Origin of the sequence: Streptomyces sp. NPDC041068 (assembly GCF_040647455.1) — a bacterium.
Taxonomy (GTDB): Bacteria; Actinomycetota; Actinomycetes; order Streptomycetales; family Streptomycetaceae; genus Streptomyces.
The window spans coordinates 443,727-463,229 of the sequence record NZ_JBEZCG010000002.1; the positions used below are offsets into that span (position 1 = coordinate 443,727).

Sequence of the window (19,503 nt, forward strand, 5' to 3'; positions counted from 1 at the left end):
GAAGTTCGCTCACAGATCGGTGGCGATGATCTTCTCGATGTTCCGCTCGGCGAGTGCCGTGATGGTGACGAACGGATTGACGCTGGTGTTGCCGGGGATCAGCGCGCCGTCGATGACGTAGAGCCCTGGATGCCCGTGCAGGCGGCCGTAGTTGTCGGTCGCCTTGTCGAGCACCGCGCCACCGAGGGGGTGGTACGTGAGGTGGTCGCCCCAGATCTTGTACGTGCCGAAGAGGTCGGTCCGGTAGATCGTCCCCTCCTTGGCGTTGATCTTGTCGAAGATCGTCTTGGCCGCGTCGATCGAGGGCTGCTTCCAGGCGGTCTGCCAGTTCAGCTCGGCCCTGCGGGCCGCCGCGTTCCAGGTGAACTGGGCGCGGTGGGGGTTCTTGGTGATCGACAGGTAGAACGACGCGTACGTCTCGATGCCGGTGGGCAGCGGAGCGACCTCGGCGAAGGCGCCGCCCGCGGTCCAGTTGTCGATCCCGGCCGTGGGGATGGACGACTGGAGCTTGCCGGTCGCGTCCCACATGTGGTTGGCGCGGCCGCACATGACGTTGCCGTTGTCGCCCCAGCCCTTGCCGATCTCGCCGTTGAGCCCCGGCAGCGCGCCGGTGGCCTTCAGCTCGACCAGGAGTTTGCTGGTGCCGACGCTGCCCGCGGCGAAGAAGACCTTGTCGGCGGTGACTTCCTCGGTGGCGACGGTGGCGCCGCCGGTGTCGAGCTGGTCGATGGTGACGCGGTAGCCGCCGCCGGAGGCGGGTGTGACCGAAGTGACCCTGTGCAGCGGCGAGATGGTGACCCGCCCGGTCGCCCTGGCGCGCGCGAGGTAGGTCTGCTGGAGCGACTTCTTGCCGTGGTTGTTGCCGTAGAGGATCTCGCCGGCGAGCGCGGACTTGGGGACGGTGCCCGCCGCCTCCTGCTTCATGTAGTCCCAGTCGTACACGTCGGGCACGAAGACGAATCCGAAGCCGGAGCGCTGCGCGTGTTTGCGGCCGACCCTGGCGTACTGGTAGCACTCGGCGGTCTCGAACCAGGCGGGGTCGACGGTGCTCACGCCGAGGCCCGCGTTGGCGCGCGGGTAGTAGGTCCCGTACATCTGCGCCGCGTCCACGGAAGGCAGCACGGCGGCGAAGTTCTCGCGCTTCGGTGTGACCGCCATGCCGCCGTTGACCAGTGAGCCGCCGCCGACGCCGCGGCCCTGGTAGACGATGATGCCGCCGAACTCCTCGGCGTCGAGGATCCCGGTGTACCGCGGCACGTTCTTGTCGAGAGGGAAGCCGAGGAAGTTGCTGATGGGCTGCTTGGTCCTGGTGCGCAGCCAGTAGGAACGGACGTCCGGGCTCGTGGTGTTGGCGAAGATCTTGCCGTCGGAGCCCGGGGTGTCCCAGGCCATGCCCATCTCGACCATCTGTACGTCCACGCCGGCCTCGGCGAGCCGCAGCGCGGCGACGGAGCCGCCGTACCCGGTGCCGATCACCAGGACGGGGACGCGGGCCGGGACGGCGGCAGCGGCAGCGGGGGCGTGGCCCGCCAGAGCCACGGCCCCCAGAATAGAACTCGTTCCTGTGATGAATCTTCGACGTGACACACCCTCAGGTCCGCTGTCACGCACGGTGAATGCACTCATGTGATCTTCCTCACGTTTGAGTGAACGGAAACGAGTTCTACTGCCGCCCGCGTGGGAAGTCACGCCATACCTATGGGTAATTTCAATCCGCTACTACATGCGCTCGCCTACTGCGTGCAGGTGCCCGCGGGGCGGGCCCGCGTGACGAGGTCGGTGTGGCCGGTCGTGCCGTCGATCCACACCACGCGCCTGCCGGTGTCGGCCGCGCCGTAGCTCTGCTCGCCACGGTTGCAGGACACCCGCTGTGCGCCCTTGCCGTCCAGGTCCGTCTGGACGAGCTTGGTGAGGTTGCTGTTGCTCCAGCCGCGCTCGGGCTTCCACCGGGTCAGCGTCAGCGCCGTGTCGGAGGCGTCCACGCCCCAGAAGTAGGAGTCCTTGCCGTCCTCGGGGATGACGTCGGTCAGCCCCGTGCCGTCCAGCTTCGCGCGGCGCAGGCCCTGCCGGTTGTCGTCGGCGATGTCGTCGACCAGCCAGTACAGGTACTTTCCGTTGATCGTGGGCGTGGAGATGCCGAGGCGGCTCTCCTTGGCCGGGACCAGCGTCTGCTTGCCGGTGCGCACGTCCGTGATCTCGGTCGAGATCTGGTCGATGCCGTCCTTGTCGGTGTAGGCCTTGGCGTAGCCGAGCTTGTCGCCGCTCAGCGTGGGCAGCGCCGTGGCCACCTCGTAGCGGCCGCCGTCCACGAAGTGCGGCTCGCGCTCACCGGGCTTGATGTACGCGACGCGCTGCTGCCCGAAGGGGCTCGACTCCTGCCAGGCCACGGTGTTCCCCGAGACCTTGACGTTGCCGACGGTCGTGCCCGCCGACCAGAGCTTCTTGACCGGCCCGCCCCTGAGCGGGCGCGAGAGGATCTCCACGCTGTCCGCGCCGTACGCCGCCCAGGCCACCGTCTTGCCGTCGGTGTCCGGATGGACGTGGAAACGGCCGTCGTTGGGGCTCAGGAGCTTCGGGGCGCCCTTGCCGTCCGTGCGGCCTGCGTGGACCGAGTACGGCTCGCCGCCCTCCTCGTCGGACTTGGACGTGGCCCACCAGCCGCCGCCCGCGCCCGCGCCGGTCCGCTTGATGTTCAGGTCGCCGAGCAGCTTGTCGGAGTCGGCGCCGATGGCCTTCTCCCAGCCCTTGACGATGCCGTGCGCGTCGAAGGCCCGGTTGACCGCGCGCAGGTCCTTGCCCTTGGTGCCGAGGTCCTTGGCGGCGGCGACCACCGCGCCCCGCGCCTCGGTGAAGCCGTCGAGCGGGGTGAGGTACTCGGTGAGCGCCTTGTAGACGATCCGGTCGGCGCGGTCGCCGCCGAGATCCTCGCGGATGTCCCACAACGCACCCGAGAAGATGGTGGAGTTGAGGTGCACACCGCCGCTGTCGGTGGCGTACGTGACGCCGAGGAAGTCCTTGCCGGTGGTGCGGCCGTCGTTCAGGTCGCGCATCGCGCAGTCCTTCGGCCCCTGCGTACGGCACAGGTTCTCGCCGATCAGCGAGGCCTCGGGGGAGTCCTCGTTGCCGGTGGCGGTGACGTCGATGGCGTTGCCGAAGTAGTCGGCGACCGCCTCGTTCAGGGCGCCGGACTGGCCGGTGTAGACGAGGCCCGCGGTGTGCTCGACGACGCCGTGCGTCATCTCGTGGCCGACCACGTCCAGGTCGGCGGAGAAGACCTTGTTCTCCTCGTCGCCGCCTCCGTAGACCATCTTCTGACCGTCCCAGAAGGCGTTGACGAAGGGCAGGCCCTGATCCGTCACGCCCACCAGGGAGTTGATGGCCATGCCCTTGTCGTCGAGGCTGTCCCTGCCGTGCTTGGTCCTGTAGTAGTCGTAGACCTGCCCGGCCGCCCAGTGCGCGTCGACCGCGCCCGACTCGGTGGCGTCCTTGCCGAACTCCGGCGTGGGCGAGGTGACGTCCTTGAGGCCCTTGGGCCACTTGCCCGAGGCGTCGCCCGCGTCCACGTCGCGCGCGTCGTACGTGGTGATGGGGTTCTTGCTGCCGCCCCACTGGCGGCGCTGGTCGATGAGCCCGTACGCACCGGACTTCGCGTCCTTGGTGACGTCGAGGGCGACCTTGCCGCCGTCCAGCTTCACGCCCGAGCCCTCGGTGCCGGGGTGAGCGGACGGTGCGTCGTCGAAGGCCTGGATGCCGGAGTAGCTGAGCACCGGGAACCCGGCGTCCGCGTCGATGTAGATCTCCTGCTTGACCGGTGCCCCGGTCGCCGGGTCCTCGCCCGTGACGGTGACGTGGTACGTCAGGACGCCCTTGCCCTGGGGCAGGACGACGAGGCCGTGGGACGTGCCCTTGAGCGACGTGCCCTTGAGCGAAGCGCCCCCCTTGAGTGAAGAGCCCTTGCCCCGCTGCTCCTTGGCGGCGCTCTTCCGCTCCGGCGCGTCCGGCCCGCTCAGTCTGGTCAGGCTGCCCGCCCCGCCCTCGGAGAGTCCCGTGAGGGCGGCCGCGGTGGCCCGCTCGACGGCGGTCCCCTCCGACACCTTGGCCCCGGCCCCCACCGTAAGACCGGTGAAGTACTTTCCGGAGGTGCCGGTGACGACCCGGTCGCCGCCCTTCTTCTCCTCCAGGCGCACCAGGTACTGGCCACCGAGCACCGGAATGCCCTTGTGCTTCTGCTGGAAGCGCACCGCCTCACCGGTGCGGCCGCGCACCGTCTTCCCGGCGGTCAGATCACGCCGGGGGTCGGATATGTGGTAGCGGCTCTTTTTCTGTGCGAGGTGCTTCCTGGCGGCGTCCGCCGCGCTGCCGGAGTCCTGCGCGGGCTCCTCGATCCCCTCCACCAGGGCGGGCGTCGCGGTGCGCTGACCGGGTATCAGCTCCGGCGCGGGATCGGGGTCGGCGGCGCGGGCGGCGGCGGGTTGCGCCGCCTGTGCGGCGGGCGCCGCCGCGGACAGCAGTGCCGCGACGCCGAGCAGCGCCGCGCCGGGTATGCCGGATCTGCGAAGTGCCGCCGCTCTCTTGGGTGTTGTACGCATGGGTGACGTGCTCACATTCCCCTCCATGGCAGGGCCGCCGGTCGTGCGGCCCTCGTGATCATGAAGATGCCAGGCGAATGTGGATCAAGTGATAACGCGGTGTCACAACTGTCCGGATGCGGTGCGCGGCACCCGTCCCGCGCGGCACGCATGGCGGTCGCGCACACGGCCGTGACCCGAACCATGGTGCTCCGCCATATACGCCACTGATCTGCGGTTTCCTACCTTGTGCCGGTACGGAGGCATCCCCGTCCCCATCCCCGTCCCCGTCCCCGTCCCCATCCCCGTCCAAGTCCCCGCAGAACTCCTGGAAGTGGTGCACATGGCCTCGCAAGGATCCGCTCCGCAGAGCCGCGCAGGAATCGGCCGCATCGTGGCGGCGAGCCTCGTCGGCACCACCATCGAGTGGTACGACTTCTTTCTCTACGGCTCGGCCGCCGCGCTCGTCTTCAACACCCTCTTCTTCCCGTCCAGCGACCCCCTGGTCGGCACGCTCCTGTCCTTCCTCACCTACGCCGTGGGCTTCGCGGCCCGCCCGCTCGGCGGGGTCGTCTTCGGGCACTACGGCGACCGGATGGGACGCAAGAAGCTGCTCGTCATCAGCCTGTTGATGATGGGCGGCGCCACCTTCGCGATGGGTCTCCTCCCCACCCACGCGAGCATCGGCGTCGGCGCCCCGATCCTGCTCACCGTGCTGCGCCTGGTGCAGGGCTTCGCGCTCGGCGGCGAGTGGGGCGGCGCCGTGCTGCTCGTGTCCGAGCACGGCGGGGACAAGCGGCGCGGCTTCTGGGCCTCCTGGCCGCAGGCCGGCGCCCCCGGCGGAAACCTCCTGGCCACCGGCGTGCTCGCGCTGCTCGCCGCCGTCCAGTCGGACGAGGCCTTCGAGGCATGGGGCTGGCGCATCCCCTTCCTGCTCTCCGGGGTCCTCGTGATGATCGGCCTGTGGATCCGGATCTCCGTCACCGAGTCACCGGTCTTCCTTCAGGCGCAGCAGAAGGCGGAGGCGGCCGCCGCAGCGGGGGTGGCCGAACAGCCGCCGGTGGTCGAGGTGTTCCGCAGGAGCTGGCGCGAGGTGCTCACCGCGATCGGCACCCGCTTCGGCGAGAACATCTCCTACTACATCCTCACGGCCTTCGTCCTCGTCTACGTCACCGTGCACCTGGAGCTCCCCAAGAGCGACGCGCTCAACGCCGTGCTCATCGGCTCCGCGTTCCACTTCGTCACCATTCCGCTGTGGGGCGCGCTCTCCGACCGCATAGGACGCCGCCCGGTCACGCTGATCGGCGCGCTCGGCATGGCGGGCTGGGCCTTCGCCTTCTTCGCCATGCTCGACTCCCGCTCCTTCCCGGTCATCGCGCTCGCCGTCACCGTCGGACTGCTCTTCCACGGCGCGATGTACGGGCCGCAGGCCGCCTTCATCTCCGAGCTCTTCGACACCAAGGTCCGCTACTCGGGAGCCTCGATGGGCTCCCAGCTCGCCTCCATCATCGGCGGCGCGCTTGCCCCGATCATCGCCGTCGAACTGCTCAAGGACTTCGACTCCGCGCTGCCCGTCGCCCTGTACATGTGCTTCGCCGCCCTCGTCACCGCCGTGACCGTACGCCTGGCCAGGGAGACCAGGGGCCGCGACCTGTCCGCGGACGAGACCGGCGGGCCCGCCCCGCGCCCGGCCGCCGAGCGTGAAGGAAAGGTGCGGCTGGGTGGCTGACGCCGGGGCTGTGCTTTTGGCCCGCTGGGCGGCTGACGCCGGGGCTGTGCTTTTGACTCGTTGGGTGGCCGACGCCGAGGCTGCGCCTTTGGCCCGCCGGGTGGCCGACGCCACAGCCTCCACGCCCGACCGCCGCACCTTGGCCCCCTCCTGGAGCCGGGCCCGACCGCCGCACCTTGGCCCCCTCCTGGAGCCGCGCCCGACCGCCGCACCCCGGTCCGCCCCGGATCCGGGGCGGACCATCGACCGCACCCACCCCGCCGGGAGACGATCACCCCATGCTCCCCACCACCAAGGGCGCGGGCGACGCCGACCCCCAGGCCGGCCTGCGCAGCCTGCTCGACCTGCTCGACCGGGGCGCGCCCGCCGAGGAGTTCGCGCGGCCCGCCGCCCGCGCCCGCGAGGCCGGTGCCTCGGCCGCCGACCTCGCGGCACTCGACGAGGCCACCGACGTGGCGCTGCGCGTCCACCGCACCCTGGGCGCGCACCGCCGCCGCGAGGCCGAGCTCACCGCCCTGTTCGACACCGCGAGCGACCTGGCGGCGCTGCGGGACGCGGACGCCGTCCTGCGCGCCATCGTGCGCCGCGCCAAGCTGCTCCTGGGCACGGACGTCACGTATCTCTCGCTCAACGACGAGACCGCGGGCGACACCTATATGCGCGTGACCGACGGCAGCGTGGCCGCCGCCTTCCAGCAGCTGCGGCTCGGCATGGGCGAGGGGCTCGGCGGCCTCGTCGCCCAGACCGCACGCCCCTACGTCACCGGCGACTACCAGCAGGACCCCCGCTTCCACCACACCGACGCCATCGACAGCGCCGTCCTCCAGGAGGGGCTGCGGGCGATCCTCGGTGTGCCGCTGCGGCTCGGCTCGCGCGTCATCGGCGTGCTGTACGCGGCCGACCGCGCCGCCCGCGAGTTCGCCACGGAGGAGATCGTCCTGCTCTCCTCGCTGGCCGACCACGCAGCCATCGCCATCGACGGGGCGCGCCTTCTCGAGGAGACCAGGGCCGCGCTCGTCGACCTCAACGCCGCCACCGAGACCATCCGCGCGCACAGCCAGGTCATGCGCCGTGCCGAGCAGGCCCACGACCAGCTCACCGACCTCGTGCTGCGCGGCGGCGGCGCGGACGACGTCGCCGACGGCATCGCCGCCCTCCTCGACGGCGGCGTCCTCATCCACGACGCGGACGGCGTCGAACTGGCCCGCACCGCCGCCGATCCGCTGCCTCCGCCCGCCCCGGCCGTCGCCGCCTCGCGTGCCAGCGGCCGTGCCGTCCCGCAGGACGGCACCTGGGTGTGCGCGGTCCTCGCCGGACCCGAGCTCCTCGGCAGCATCGCCCTGACCGGACGCGCCGAACTGGCCGACGCGGACCGGCGGTTGTTCGAGCGCGCGAGCGTCGTCACCGCGCTGCTGCTGCTCCTGCGCCGCTCGGTGGCAGAGACCGAGGACCGGGTGCGCGGCGAACTCCTGGGCGACCTGCTCTCCACCACCGGCGACCCCACGGGTCTCGCGGGCCGCGCCCGGCGCCTGGGCGTCCGGCTCGACCGGCCGCACGCGGTGTTCGTCGCCCACAGCGAGAGCGTGCCCCGGCAGCGGCTGCTCGCCGCCGCGCACCGCACGGCCCGCGCGCGCAGCGGCCTCGCCGGGCTCCAGCACGACGACGTGGTGATCGTGACACCCACCGAGGAGCCGGGCCCCGGTGCCCGCACGCTCGCCGTCGAACTGGGCCAGGCCGTCGGCGCCCCGGTCACCGTCGGCGCCGCGGGCCCCGCCGCGGAACCCGCCGGGCTGCCCGCCGCGCACGCCGAGGCCCTGCGCTGCCTCTCCGCGCTGCGGGCCCTCGGCCACACGGGGCACGGTGCCGCCCTCGCGGACCTCGGCTTCGTGGGGCTGCTCATCGGTGAACAGGCCGACCTGGGCGGCTATGTGCGCGCCACCTTGGGGCCCCTCCTGGACTACGACGCCGAACGCGGCACGGAGCTGGTGCGCACCCTGGAGGCGTACTTCGGCAAGGACCGCAGCCTGACCAAGGCCAAGACCGCGCTGCACGTCCACGTGAACACGGTGGTGCAGCGCCTGGAGCGCGTCGCGCGGCTGCTCGGCGACGACTGGAACACGCCCGCGCGCACCCTGGAGATCCAACTCGCCCTCAGGCTCCACCGGTTGACGCCCGGGGGGTGAGGCGTACGAGGAGCCTACCGCGCGGCGCGCTGGGCGAAATCCAGGCCGGCCGAGCGGCGCCCGACCTGGGGTGCCCAGGTCCTCCTCGAAGACGACCGGGTCCCCGATCCCGGCCTCTTCCAGGACGAGGTTCTGCCGGGCGGCGGGCTGCTGGTCGGTCGAGACGCGCTTCTCGTGGACCAGGTTCGCCACGTGTGGGCCCCTTGCGTACGACGGCGGTCTTCTCGTCGGCGGCGAGCGGGGCGACGGTACGGGGGAGCGGGACGACGGTACGGGCGAGCGGGGCGACGGTACGGAGGCACCGTCGCCCGTCGCCCATCAGTTCGTGTGGGTCCGCTTGGGAAGCAGCAGCATCAGCGCCCACATCGTGATCAGTGTGCCGACGACGTACCAGAGGCTGTCCGCGAAGGCGGTGCTCACGGCGGGGCCGCGGGTATCGGCGCTGATGCAGGTGAAGAAGACGACGGTGGTCAGGGCCGTGCCCAGTGCGATGCCCAGCTGGGTGGCGGTGTTGAAGAGGCCGGAGGCCGATCCCGCGTGCTGGTGGGCGACCTTGCCCAGGGTCAGATCGGCGAGAGGCGCGCCGATCATGCCGAGGCCGAAGCCGACGGCGAGCATCGGGGCCGCGGCCGGTACGGTTCCCATGCCTGCGCCCTGGGCGGTGATGAGGTGGTGGTAGCCGCACAGGGTGGCGGCGGCGAGCAGGGCTCCGGCCTGTGGCACGGCTCGTCCGTAGCGCGCGACGAGGCTCATGGCGAGCCAGGCGCCGCCCGTCTCACCGAGCGAGGCGGCAACGAAGCCGACGGCGGCCTGGCCCGGGGTGAGGCCGAGGCCGTTCTGCATGAACAGGACCCAGGAAAGGAAGAAGACGCCGGACAGCAGGCCGAAGGCCAGCTGCGCGGCCAGCCCGGCACTGAAGGTGCGGCCGGTGAAGAGGGAGAGCACGACCAGGGGGGAGCCGTCCTTGCGCATCTTGGTCTTCTGCTGGACCAGGAATACCGTCAGGACAAGCAGGCCGGCGGCCATCGTCGCGAACATCCAGAGGGGCCAACCGCGTTCGCCACCCGTCGTCAGTGGGAGCGTGATCAGCAGCAGGCCGAGCGCGGACAGGAACATGCCGAGCGGGTCCAGGCGCGCGGTGCGGTCGTGGGACTCGGGAAGGAAGCGTCGGCCGAGGATGACGGCGCCGATACCGATGGGCAGGTTGATCAGGAAGATGGGCCGCCAGCCCAGGCCGAACAGGTCGGCCTGGGTCAGGACGCCGCCCAGGACCGGGCCGATGACGCTGCCGAGCGACATGACGGTCCCGTACAGCCCGAATGCCCTCGCCCGGGAGCCCTCGTCGTAGGTGACGTGCAGGGTCGCGAGGACCTGCGGCACCATCACCGCGGCCGCCGCGCCCTGGAGCACCCGGGCGGCGATCAGCAGGTCAGGACCGCTCGCGATCCCGCACAGAAGCGATGACAGCGTGAAAACGGCAGTACCGGCCAAGAAGATCCGCCTGCGGCCGTAGAGGTCGCCGAGCCGGCCGCCGGTGATCAGACCGAGCGCGAAGGTCAGGACGTAGGCGGCGTCGATCCACTGAAGGGCCGCGGTGGTGGCGCCGGTGTCGGCGGCGATGGAGGGCAGCGCGGTGTAGACGACGGAGCCGTCGAGCGCGTTCATCAGCTCGGCGGTCAGGACGACGGCGAGGGTGACGGCACGGGCCCGGCCCGGGGCCGGGTCTCCGGCGCGCGGTGGGTTGCTGGTGGTGGTCCGGTCGGTGTGGTGGGACATGGGAGGAGAGCTCCTGCTTCCGGTGAGCGTCGGGTGAGCGTCGGGGGATACGGGCAGGCCGGGGCCGCGTACGCCGACTGCGCACAGGAAGAGCAGGAGCGGTCCCAGGCCGGGCGAAGAAGACGCCGTCGATGCCGACACTCGGTACGGCACCGCGAGGGTGCCGCCCGTGCCGGAAAGGGGACGGCTATCGGGCCTGGGAGATACGTCATCACCTCACATCGAGGACTGGCGGAACACGTCCGCCCGAGAGGAAGGGAACAGGGGCGGAGCCGGGCCGGAGAATGCACTCAAGCCTGGGGAGGGGCGGCCCTGCCCGGTAAGGGCAGGGCCGCCGACGGTGGTTCAGGCGGCCTTGACCGGCCCCGGCAGTCGGAACATCAGCGCCCACATCACCGCGAGAGCGGCGATGACGTACCGGACGCTGCCCGCGAACGCCTCGGTCACGGCGGTGCCGTGGCTGCCGGCGGGGGCGTGGTTGAAGAACACCACGGAGGCCGTCGCGACACCGAGCGCGGTACCGAGCTGCATGGCGGTGTTGAACAGCCCCGCCGCGGATCCGGCGTCCTCGTGGCCGACCTGGCTGAGGGTGAGACCGGCAAGACCCGCGCCGACCATGCCGAAACCGGCCCCGACGAAGATCATCGGGGCGACGGCGGCCATGAACGGCATCCCGGTCTGCTGGGCGGAGACCAGCAGCTGGTAGCCGACCAGGGTCGCGGCGATGAGCACCGCCCCGGCCTGCGGCACGCGCCGCATGTGGCGTCCCGCCCACTTGGAGGCGAGCATCGCGCCGGCCATGCCGCCGATGGAGATGGCGACGGACGCCGGAGCGAACTGCCCCGGCGAAAGTCCGAGGCCGAACTGCATGAACAGCACCCACGTCAGCAGGAACACCCCAGAGACCAGGCCGAAGACCAGCTGGGCGGCGAGCCCGCCGGCGAACGCCTTGCTCTCGAAGAGCGACAGCGCGACCAGGGCGGAGCTGTCCTTACGGGTCTTCGCCCGCTGCTGGGCCACGAACGCGGCCAGCACCAGGGCGCCCGCGACGAGCATGACGAAGCTCCACACCGGCCAGTGGTTCTCGCCGCCCACGGTGAGCGGGTAGGCGAGAAGGAGCAGGCCGGTGCTGGAGAGCAGCATGCCCAGCGGGTCGAGGCGCCTGGCCTGCCGCTCGCGGGACTCGGGAATGAACCGGAGGGCGAAGAGCACGGTGGCCAGGCCGATGGGCAGGTTGATCAGGAAGATCGCCCGCCAGCCGAGACCGGCGATGTCGGCGGAGGTCAGGACGGCGCCCAGGACGGGCCCGAGGACGCCGCCGAGCGACATGATCATGCCGTACATGCCGAACGCCTTGGCCTGCGACTCGCCCTGGAAGGTGACCGCGATGGTGGCCATGACCTGTGGCACCATCGCCGCCGCCCCGGCGCCCTGGAGGGCCCGCGCGGTCACCAGGAACTCCGGGCCGGTCGCGATCCCGCACAGCAGCGAGGCCAGCGTGAACAGCACGGTGCCGGCGATGAAGACCCGCTTGCGCCCGAAGAGGTCACCCAGGCGTCCACCCGTGATCAGGGCGAGAGCGAAGGTCAGGGTGTAGGCGGCGGGGATCCACTGCACCGCGGCGCTGGACGCGCTGGTGTCCGCCTGGATGGAGGGCAGGGCGGTGTGGACGATCGAACCGTCGAGCGCGTTCATCAGCTCGGCGATCAACACCACGACCAGGATGATCGTGGCGGCACGGCCGGCCCCTGTGGGGCGTGGACGACCGTGGGTGTGGGTGTCGGTGGACACGAGGAAGATTCCTGTTCGCGTACAGAAGGAATGGGGGCGGGGGCAGGCCTGGGCATGCCCCCGCACGCGTACAGCGCGACAGGGGGGAAGCAGGGTGCGACGAGCCCAGGCCATCAGGGAGCACCGCCGTCGAGGCACACGTCGGAAGCCCGCCATCGCGGACAACCGGAAAGAGCCTCGGAACGAGCGGCTGCTTACTTGGCCTGGGAGATACGTCATCACCTCGAAACACAGCGCCGGGCCCCGGAACGGGCACCGGCGGAACCACACGAGGCTAAAACGTTCCCGGACCTCCCAGCAACGCAATAAGTCACGCACCGCCGACGGGGTCGCTGTCCATGGGGTGCCTCAGCGCGCGCTGGTGCTCTCCGGCCGACGGGGTGGATGCGGTGCGCAGCGGCCGAGCGGGTTCAGGTTGCGGTGTTCGAGCGGGGAGGGCCGGGCGACGTCCTCCTCGCGGATCTCGTGCGCCCCGTTGCTGCCACCGGCTTCAGCTCGGCCCGCAGTCTGTCCAGCAGCACGCGCGCCGCGGGGCTCGCGGGACCGTCCGTGCGCCAGGTCAGCGCGATCCTGCCGCGCGAGCACGGATCGGTGAGCGCCAGCATCCGCAGGCCGAGCGCGGCGAGCGCCTCCTCGCTCGGCGCGGGCAGCACGGCCACGCCCATGCCCCGCACGGCGAGCCGCGTCAGGACGGCGGGGGCGGCCGCCTCGAAGGCGATGCGCGGACGGATGCCCGCCTCGGCGAACGCCCGGTCGAGGACCGACCGCACCCCGGTGCCGCGCGGCAGGCTGATCAGCGGCCGGTCGGCGAGCTCGGCCAGCGGGACGCTCGTGCGGCCCTCGGGCTCCAGGAGCCGGTCGCCGGGGGCCACGACGGCGACCAGCGGCTCGTCGATCACGAGGTCCAGCGAGACGTCCGCCGGGGGCTCCTCGGAGCTCAGGCCGAGCAGCGCGATGTCGAGCTCGCCCGCGCGCAGCGCGGCGAGCATGCGGTCCGACGCGTCCTCGGTCACGGATATCTCGACCTGCGGGTGCGCGTCGTGGAAGTCGGCGAGCACCGACACCACGTCGAACTCGTGGACGGCGGCGCCCGACACGAGCCCGAGAGTGACCTGGCCGCGCAGCAGCCCCGTGAACTCGTCCGCCGTCCGCCGCGCCCCCTCGGCGGCGGCGAGCGCCGCGCGTGCGTACGGCAGGACGGCGGCGCCCACCTCCGTCAGTGTCACCGACCGCCCCGACCGGTCCAGGAGCCGGTGCCTCAACTCCCGCTCCAGCTGCCGGATCTGCGCGCTCACACCGGGCTGCGCCAGACGCAGCCGGGCGGCGGCACGGGTGAAGTTGGCCTCCTCGACCACGGCGACGAAATACTGCAGCTGCCGAAGTTCCATAACTGATGATGCTAGTGGCGGGAAGCAACTGCTCTTGGACTTCTGGCTGTTCCTTGATCACCCTGTATCCATGGGTATCCGAAGCACGCGTGACGACACCGACGTCAGGGCCGCGATCGCCGCCGAACGCCGCGACCTTGCCGACCTCTTCGGCGGACTGCGCGCCGACCAGTGGGACGCGCCCTCGCTCTGCGCGGGCTGGCGCGTACGCGAAGTCGTGGCCCATATGTCCCTCGGCTTCCGGCACTCCCTGCCGAAGACGCTCGCCGAACTCGTCAAGGCGCGCGGGAGCCTGCACCGCATGACCGACCGCTGCGCCCGCAAGGACGCCGCCGCCTTCACCACGGCCGAACTGGCCGCGCTGCTCGGGGACAACGCCCACCACCCCTGGACGCCCCCGGTCGGCGGTTACCCCTCGGCCCTCGGCCACGACGTGGTGCACGGCCTCGACGCCACGGTCGCCCTCGGCCTGGACCGGGAGGTTCCGCCCGACCGCGTCCGCATCCTCCTGGACCACATCACCCCCAAGAGCGCCCGCTTCTTCGGTGCCGACCTCACCGGCGTCGAGCTGCGCGCCGACGACCTCGACTGGACCTTCGGCGGCGGCACGTCCGTGCACGGCGCCGCACAGGACCTCCTCCTCGTCGCGTACGGCCGCCGGCTGCCGGAGGGTCGGCTGCGGGGCCAGGGGTGCGAGCGTTACCTCCTGAGGTGAACTCACCTTTCCGGGCCGCCGGTTGTCACATTCGGGCCGTTGGATCCGTCATAAGGGCGACCTAGTCTGGATAGCCGCCTGAAAGGGAGTCGCGCATGAGCGGACGCATCGAGCGAACCGGGGCAAGCGGACGACCCACACGGCCGGGGAAGGGGGAGCGGGTAGCCGACTGGGCGGACGGCAGACTCGGCGTCCACACCCTGGCCAAGACCCAGATGCGCAAGATCTTCCCCGACCACTGGTCGTTCATGTTCGGAGAGATCTGCCTCTACAGCTTCCTCATCCTGATCCTGACCGGTGTCTATCTGACCCTGTTCTTCGAACCGAGCATGGTCGAGGTCGAGTACAACGGCCCCTACGAGCCGCTCAGGGGCCTCCTGGTCTCCCGTGCGTACGAGTCCACGATCGACATCAGCATGGAAGTGCGCGGCGGCCTGCTCATCCGGCAGATCCACCACTGGGCGGCGCTCGTCTTCGTGGCCGGGATGCTCGTGCACATGATGCGGGTGTTCTTCACCGGCGCGTTCCGCAAGCCGCGCGAGCTCAACTGGATGTTCGGCTGGACGCTGCTGTTCCTCGGCATCATCACCGGGCTCACCGGCTACTCACTCCCCGACGACATGCTCTCCGGCACCGGCATCCGCTTCGCGCAGGGCGCCATCCTCTCCATCCCCGTCGTGGGGACGTACATCTCCTTCTTCCTGTTCGGCGGGGAGTTCCCGGGCGACGACATCATCGCGCGGTTCTATCCGATCCACATCCTGCTGCTGCCGGGCATCATGCTCGGGCTCGTCGTCGCGCATCTGATCCTGGTCTTCTACCACAAGCACACGCAGTTCGGCGGTCCCGGCAGAACCGAGAAGAACGTGGTCGGGGCGCCCTTCCTGCCCGTCTACATCGCCAAGGCCGGCGGCTTCTTCTTCCTCGTCTTCGGTGTCCTCGCGCTCATGGCCGCGGTCGCCACCATCAACCCCGTCTGGGCGATCGGCCCCTACCGTCCCGACCTGGTCTCCACCGGCGCTCAACCCGACTGGTACCTCGGCTTCTCCGAGGGTCTGATCCGGGTGATGCCCGCCTGGGAGATCAACGCCTGGGGACACACGCTCAACCTGGGCGTCTTCATCCCCTTCGCGCTCTTCCCGCTGATCCTGCTCGCAATCGGCGTCTATCCGTTCATCGAAGCCTGGATCAAGGGCGACAAACGGGAGCACCACATCGCCGACCGGCCGCGCAACGCCCCGGTGCGCACCGGGCTGGGCGTCGCCTGGCTCTCGCTGTTCGCGGTGCTGATGATCGGCGGCGGCAACGACCTGTGGGCCACCCACTTCCACCTCTCCATCAACGTGATCACGTGGTTCGTACGGATCGGCTTCTTCGTCGTGCCCGTCCTCGCCTTCCTCGTCACGCACCGGATCTGTCTGGGGCTCCAGCACAGGGACCGCGAGAAGGTGCTGCACGGCCGGGAGACCGGCACCATCAAACGCCTGCCGCACGGCGAGTACGTGGAGATCCACGAACCGCTGAGCCAGGCCGAGCTGTACACCCTGACCGCCCACGAACAGCCCCAGCCCTACGAGATCGGACCGCTGGTCGACGCCAACGGCGTGGCCCGCAAGGTGCCCCGCTCCGAACGCCTGCGCTCCCGCCTCTCCCGCGCCATGTACGGGCCCCGCGCCCAGGTGCCCAAGGCGACACCGGAGGAGTACCTCGCGATCCAACGAGGCGACGATCATCACTGACGGCTTCGCCGTGACTCGGTTAGCCTCACACGGTGATGGCATCCGAGAAGACTCCGAAGCTGTTGGCTATCAGCGACCTGCACGTGGCGTACGCCGAGAACAGGACGTACGTCGAATCCATCCGACCACAGACCGAAGGCGACTGGCTCATAGTCGCCGGCGACGTCGCCGAACGCATGGCCGACATCGAGTGGGCGCTGCGCATCCTCGCCGGGCGCTTCGCCAAGGTGGTGTGGTCACCGGGCAACCACGAACTGTGGACGCCCAAGGACGACCCGGTCCAGCTGCGCGGCGAGGAGCGCTACCAGCATCTGGTCGCGCTCTGCCGCGAGTTGGGCATCTCCACCCCTGAGGACCCCTACCCCGTGTGGCGCGGCGAGGGCGGCCCCGCCGTGGTGGCCCCGCTCTTCCTGCTCTACGACTACTCCTTCCGCCCCGAAGGCACGCACAGCAAGGAGTCGGCGCTTGCCGCGGCCCACGAGGCGGGCGTCGTCTGCACGGACGAGTACTTCCTGCACCCCGATCCGTACGCGACCCGCGACGACTGGTCCCGCGCGCGCGTCAAGGTCACCGAGGAGCGCCTCGCCGAGCGTCCCGCGGGCATGCCGACCGTCCTGATCAACCACTGGCCCCTGCTGCGCGAGCCCACCCGGGTCCTGCGGTACCCCGAGTTCGCCCTGTGGTGCGGCACCGAGCTCACCGCCGACTGGCACGTGAAGTACGACGCGGCCGCCGTCGTCTACGGCCATCTGCACATTCCGCGCACCACCTGGCACGACGGCGTGCCGCACATCGAGGCGTCCGTCGGCTATCCGCGCGAGTGGCGCAGGGACTTCCACCCCGACCCGCACCTGCGGCAGGTCCTTCCGCTGCCGGAACGGAGCTGAGGCGGGGCCGAGGTAAGGGGGGATCGGGGTGAGGGGAGGGCTTGGTCAGGACGGGGCGGAAACCGGTCTGCGGGCGAGGAGTTCGGCCAGGCCTTGACGGGTGGCCGCGAGGACGACGCGGTCCTCGGGGCGCAGGACGTAGTCGAGGTCGAGCTCCCACTCCAGGCCCGACGGCGGCCCCGACTCCTGGCCCGCCGAGCGTTCCAGGGCGACCACGCGCCATGCGCCGGGCCGGAACACCTCGGCGATCCTGCGGCCGGTCAACTGCGGCTGGAGGGAGACGTCGAGCGCGGCGAAGAGCAGCACCGAGCGCTCGACGGGCAGTGCGCCCAGGATCTGCCGGCCCATCATCGCCCCGGCGAACGCGGGCGCGGCCAGGGCGGACACGCTGCGAGTGGGGTCTCCCCTGCTCGAACGGAGTTGAGAGCTGGGGGAAGGGTGAGGGCGCCCGGGTGCGCGGCGCGCAGGGTGCGGTGGACGGCGGTCGCGAACTCGTCGTCGTAGAGCCGCAGGGCCACCCGCAGGTCGGGCTTCACCGACCGTGCGTACAGGGCCGCTTCGAGGTTGATGGTGTCCGCGCTGTTCACCGCGAGCAGGGCGTGCGCGCGGTGCACCTTGGCCGCCTCCAGGACGCCCTCCTCCGTGACGTCGCCGATCACGGTGGGCACGCGCAGCCGCCGTGCCGGGGAGATGCCGCGCGCTTCGGGGTCGGCCTCCACGCACACCACGGGGATGTCCAGCTCGCGCAGCCGGGCAAGGACCCTGGTGCCGATCTTGCCGAGGCCGAGCAGGACCACGTGGCCCGAGAGCCCGCGCGGCGGGCGGCGCAGCGAGGATGCGGTGCGGAAGGTGCCGAGGGCCTCCAGGACGGCGGCGAAGAGGATCGGCAGGAGCAGCAGTCCGACGAGTCCCGCGAGGAGCTGCAGGATCTGGCGGCTCATCGGCCCCTCGGTCGCCGGGTCGTTGATGGAGAAGAGGTCGAGGAGCGTCAGATACGTGGCGTGCGGCGGGCTGGTGTCATCGCTGGTGACGATCGAGGCGATGGCCATGCCGACGACGGCGGCCGCGAACCCGGCCACCGACCGGCGCAGGCGCCGCGAGAACAGCTGGCGCAACGGCACGCCGCGCCCCGCGAGGAACCCGGGAGGCGGCGTCGATCCCGCGTACGAGACGGCCTCAAGGACCAGCGCGTCACGCCCGGGAGCGGCGGCGAGGGCGTCGTCGTCCGGCAGCAGCTGCGGGGCCCGCGCCGGTGTCCGCACCGTCCGAACCCTCCGCCCCCGCCGGGTCGTTGGCGGTGGCCGAGAGCAGCGCCAGGGTGGCGAGGCCGCGCGGCGCCACCTGGCCCGGGGCCGGAGGCGTACGCTCCACCGCGCGCAGCAGCAGCCCGTCGGCGTGCACGACCTTGCTGGTCCCCGCGACGGCGGTGGCCGCGAGGGCGGGGGCGGCGGTGTCCGCGTCGGACAGGACGGTGACACCGGCGTCGGTGGTGGCGAGCCCCGCCACGGCGGCGGCCTGGTCGAGCAGCTCCTCCAGGTGCTGGCCCAGCTTGCGGTTGTAGAGCCGGATCACCAGGCGCAGCCGGGGGTTGAGCCGCCGGGCGGCCAGCGCGGTGCGGATGTTGGTCTCGTCGTCGTCATGGACGAGCGCGAGCGCGGAGGCCTGCGGGACACCCGCCTCGACCAGCACCTCATCGGTGAGCTCGGCGGCCTCAAGACTGCAGTGATGCGGGTGATGTGGCAGGCCGACTGACACATCAGTCAGAATCTCAATGCCGTGACTCACCTGTGGATTCATGACCCGTGCGTTGCGTTCATCGCAACGCACGGGTACGGTGGCGCACCATGCAGCACGACCCCGAGGTGGCGGACCGCGTCCGCAAGGTGATCGCCGACGCAGGTGTGACCCAGCGCGAGTTCGCTCGCCGCATCGTCATGGACCCCTCCAAGCTCTCCCGCTCGCTGGGCGGCACCCGGCGCTTCACGGCCGCCGAGCTCGCCCGCATCGCGGACACGGGCGGGGTCGACGCGGGCTGGCTGCTCGGCGCCGCCCGCACCCCGGAGCCCGCGTCGCGGCGCGAGCGCGTCGCGGCGCCCGAGGGCGGCCGTCCCCTGCAGATAGTCCGCGAGACCGTCCGTCTCATCGCCGAGCGAGGCTTCCACGCCGTCCGCGTCCAGGACATCGCCGCGGCCTGCGACACCAGCACCGCCGCCATCCACTACCACTTCCCCGGCCGCGACGACCTCCTCGAAGCCGCCGTGCGCTGGTGCATGGACGAGGACACCGCGCGCCGGGCCGCGCGTATCGCGGACGCCGCCGACACCGCAGACGAGCTGCGCCAGCTCATCGAGCTGCAGATCCCGCGCACCCCGCAGCAGCGCTGGCAGTGGAGCGTCTGGCTCGACCTGTGGGCGGAGGCCGCGCGCTCCACCGCCGTGGGCCGACTGCACGCCGACTACTACCGCCAGTGGCGCACCACCGTCGCCGACGTCATCCGCCGCGGCGTCGCCGAGGGCGTCTTCCGGCTCGCCGACCCCGGGGCCGCGGCGCTGCGCCTGACCGCGCTGATCGACGGCCTCGCCACCCAGGTCCTCGCCTCGGCCCCCGACGGACCCGGCACGAGCCCCGACGACATGCACGAGGCCCTCGTCGCGTACGTGGATGCCACGCTGACCGCGCGCTGACGTCCCGTACGCCCACGTCATCCGTACGCAACACCCCACTCCC

The 19,503-nt window shown here is 71.3% G+C and carries 11 protein-coding genes and 1 pseudogene; 6 read left to right on the forward strand and 6 right to left on the reverse strand.

Translation table 11 applies throughout. The features are described from left to right. Nucleotides 1-9: 9 nt before the first annotated feature. Entirely contained in the window at nt 10-1,626 is a 1,617-nt protein-coding gene (locus AB0B50_RS05840) for a GMC oxidoreductase (protein WP_362326164.1), read from the reverse strand. 107 nt (nt 1,627-1,733) lie between these two features. Beyond that, nucleotides 1,734-4,604: a M4 family metallopeptidase gene (locus tag AB0B50_RS05845; protein ID WP_362326167.1), complete on the reverse strand. Its 2,871-nt coding sequence runs from the start codon at nt 4,602-4,604 to the stop codon at nt 1,734-1,736. A 307-nt stretch (nt 4,605-4,911) separates the two neighbouring features. Here AB0B50_RS05845 and AB0B50_RS05850 point away from each other — a divergent pair, with 307 nt between their 5' ends. Next, on the forward strand, nt 4,912-6,297 hold the full coding sequence (locus tag AB0B50_RS05850) for an MFS transporter (RefSeq protein ID WP_362326170.1): 1,386 nt from the start codon (nt 4,912-4,914) through the stop codon (nt 6,295-6,297). Nucleotides 6,298-6,575: 278 nt separating this feature from the next. Then, entirely contained in the window at nt 6,576-8,480 is a 1,905-nt protein-coding gene (locus AB0B50_RS05855) for a GAF domain-containing protein (RefSeq protein WP_362326173.1), read from the forward strand. A 318-nt stretch (nt 8,481-8,798) separates the two neighbouring features. Here AB0B50_RS05855 and AB0B50_RS05860 read toward each other — a convergent pair whose 3' ends face one another. From AB0B50_RS05860 to AB0B50_RS05870, 3 genes are all read right to left on the reverse strand, one after another. Further along, nucleotides 8,799-10,256, reverse strand: a complete 1,458-nt coding sequence (locus AB0B50_RS05860) for an MFS transporter (protein WP_362326176.1) — start codon at nt 10,254-10,256, stop codon at nt 8,799-8,801. 345 nt (nt 10,257-10,601) lie between these two features. Further along, nucleotides 10,602-12,047 (reverse strand): MFS transporter, encoded by a 1,446-nt coding sequence (locus tag AB0B50_RS05865; RefSeq protein WP_362326179.1) that lies wholly within the window; start codon nt 12,045-12,047, stop codon nt 10,602-10,604. A 410-nt stretch (nt 12,048-12,457) separates the two neighbouring features. Then, a complete protein-coding gene (locus tag AB0B50_RS05870) occupies nt 12,458-13,435 on the reverse strand; it encodes a LysR family transcriptional regulator (protein WP_362326182.1) in 978 nt (325 codons plus the stop codon). Nucleotides 13,436-13,505: 70 nt separating this feature from the next. On the opposite strand from AB0B50_RS05870, the gene AB0B50_RS05875 reads away from it, so the two are divergent. The 3 genes from AB0B50_RS05875 (at nt 13,506) to AB0B50_RS05885 (ending at nt 16,776) form a co-directional block, all read left to right on the forward strand. Beyond that, the gene (locus AB0B50_RS05875; RefSeq protein ID WP_362326185.1) at nt 13,506-14,150 is read left to right on the forward strand and encodes a maleylpyruvate isomerase family mycothiol-dependent enzyme; all 645 of its coding nucleotides are present in this window, start codon (nt 13,506-13,508) and stop codon (nt 14,148-14,150) included. A gap of 95 nt (nt 14,151-14,245) precedes the next feature. Further along, entirely contained in the window at nt 14,246-15,889 is a 1,644-nt protein-coding gene (locus tag AB0B50_RS05880) for a cytochrome bc complex cytochrome b subunit (protein WP_362326188.1), read from the forward strand. Between the two features lie 35 nt (nt 15,890-15,924). After that, the gene (locus AB0B50_RS05885) at nt 15,925-16,776 is read left to right on the forward strand and encodes a metallophosphoesterase (RefSeq protein WP_362326191.1); all 852 of its coding nucleotides are present in this window, start codon (nt 15,925-15,927) and stop codon (nt 16,774-16,776) included. Between the two features lie 45 nt (nt 16,777-16,821). Here AB0B50_RS05885 and AB0B50_RS05890 read toward each other — a convergent pair. After that, a pseudogene (locus AB0B50_RS05890) lies at nt 16,822-18,540 on the reverse strand (NAD-binding protein). 80 nt (nt 18,541-18,620) lie between these two features. Between AB0B50_RS05890 and AB0B50_RS05895 the strand changes: the two are divergent. Beyond that, nucleotides 18,621-19,460, forward strand: coding sequence for a TetR/AcrR family transcriptional regulator (locus AB0B50_RS05895; protein WP_362326194.1), 840 nt, complete (start codon nt 18,621-18,623; stop codon nt 19,458-19,460). The last annotated feature ends 43 nt before the right edge of the window (nt 19,461-19,503 follow it).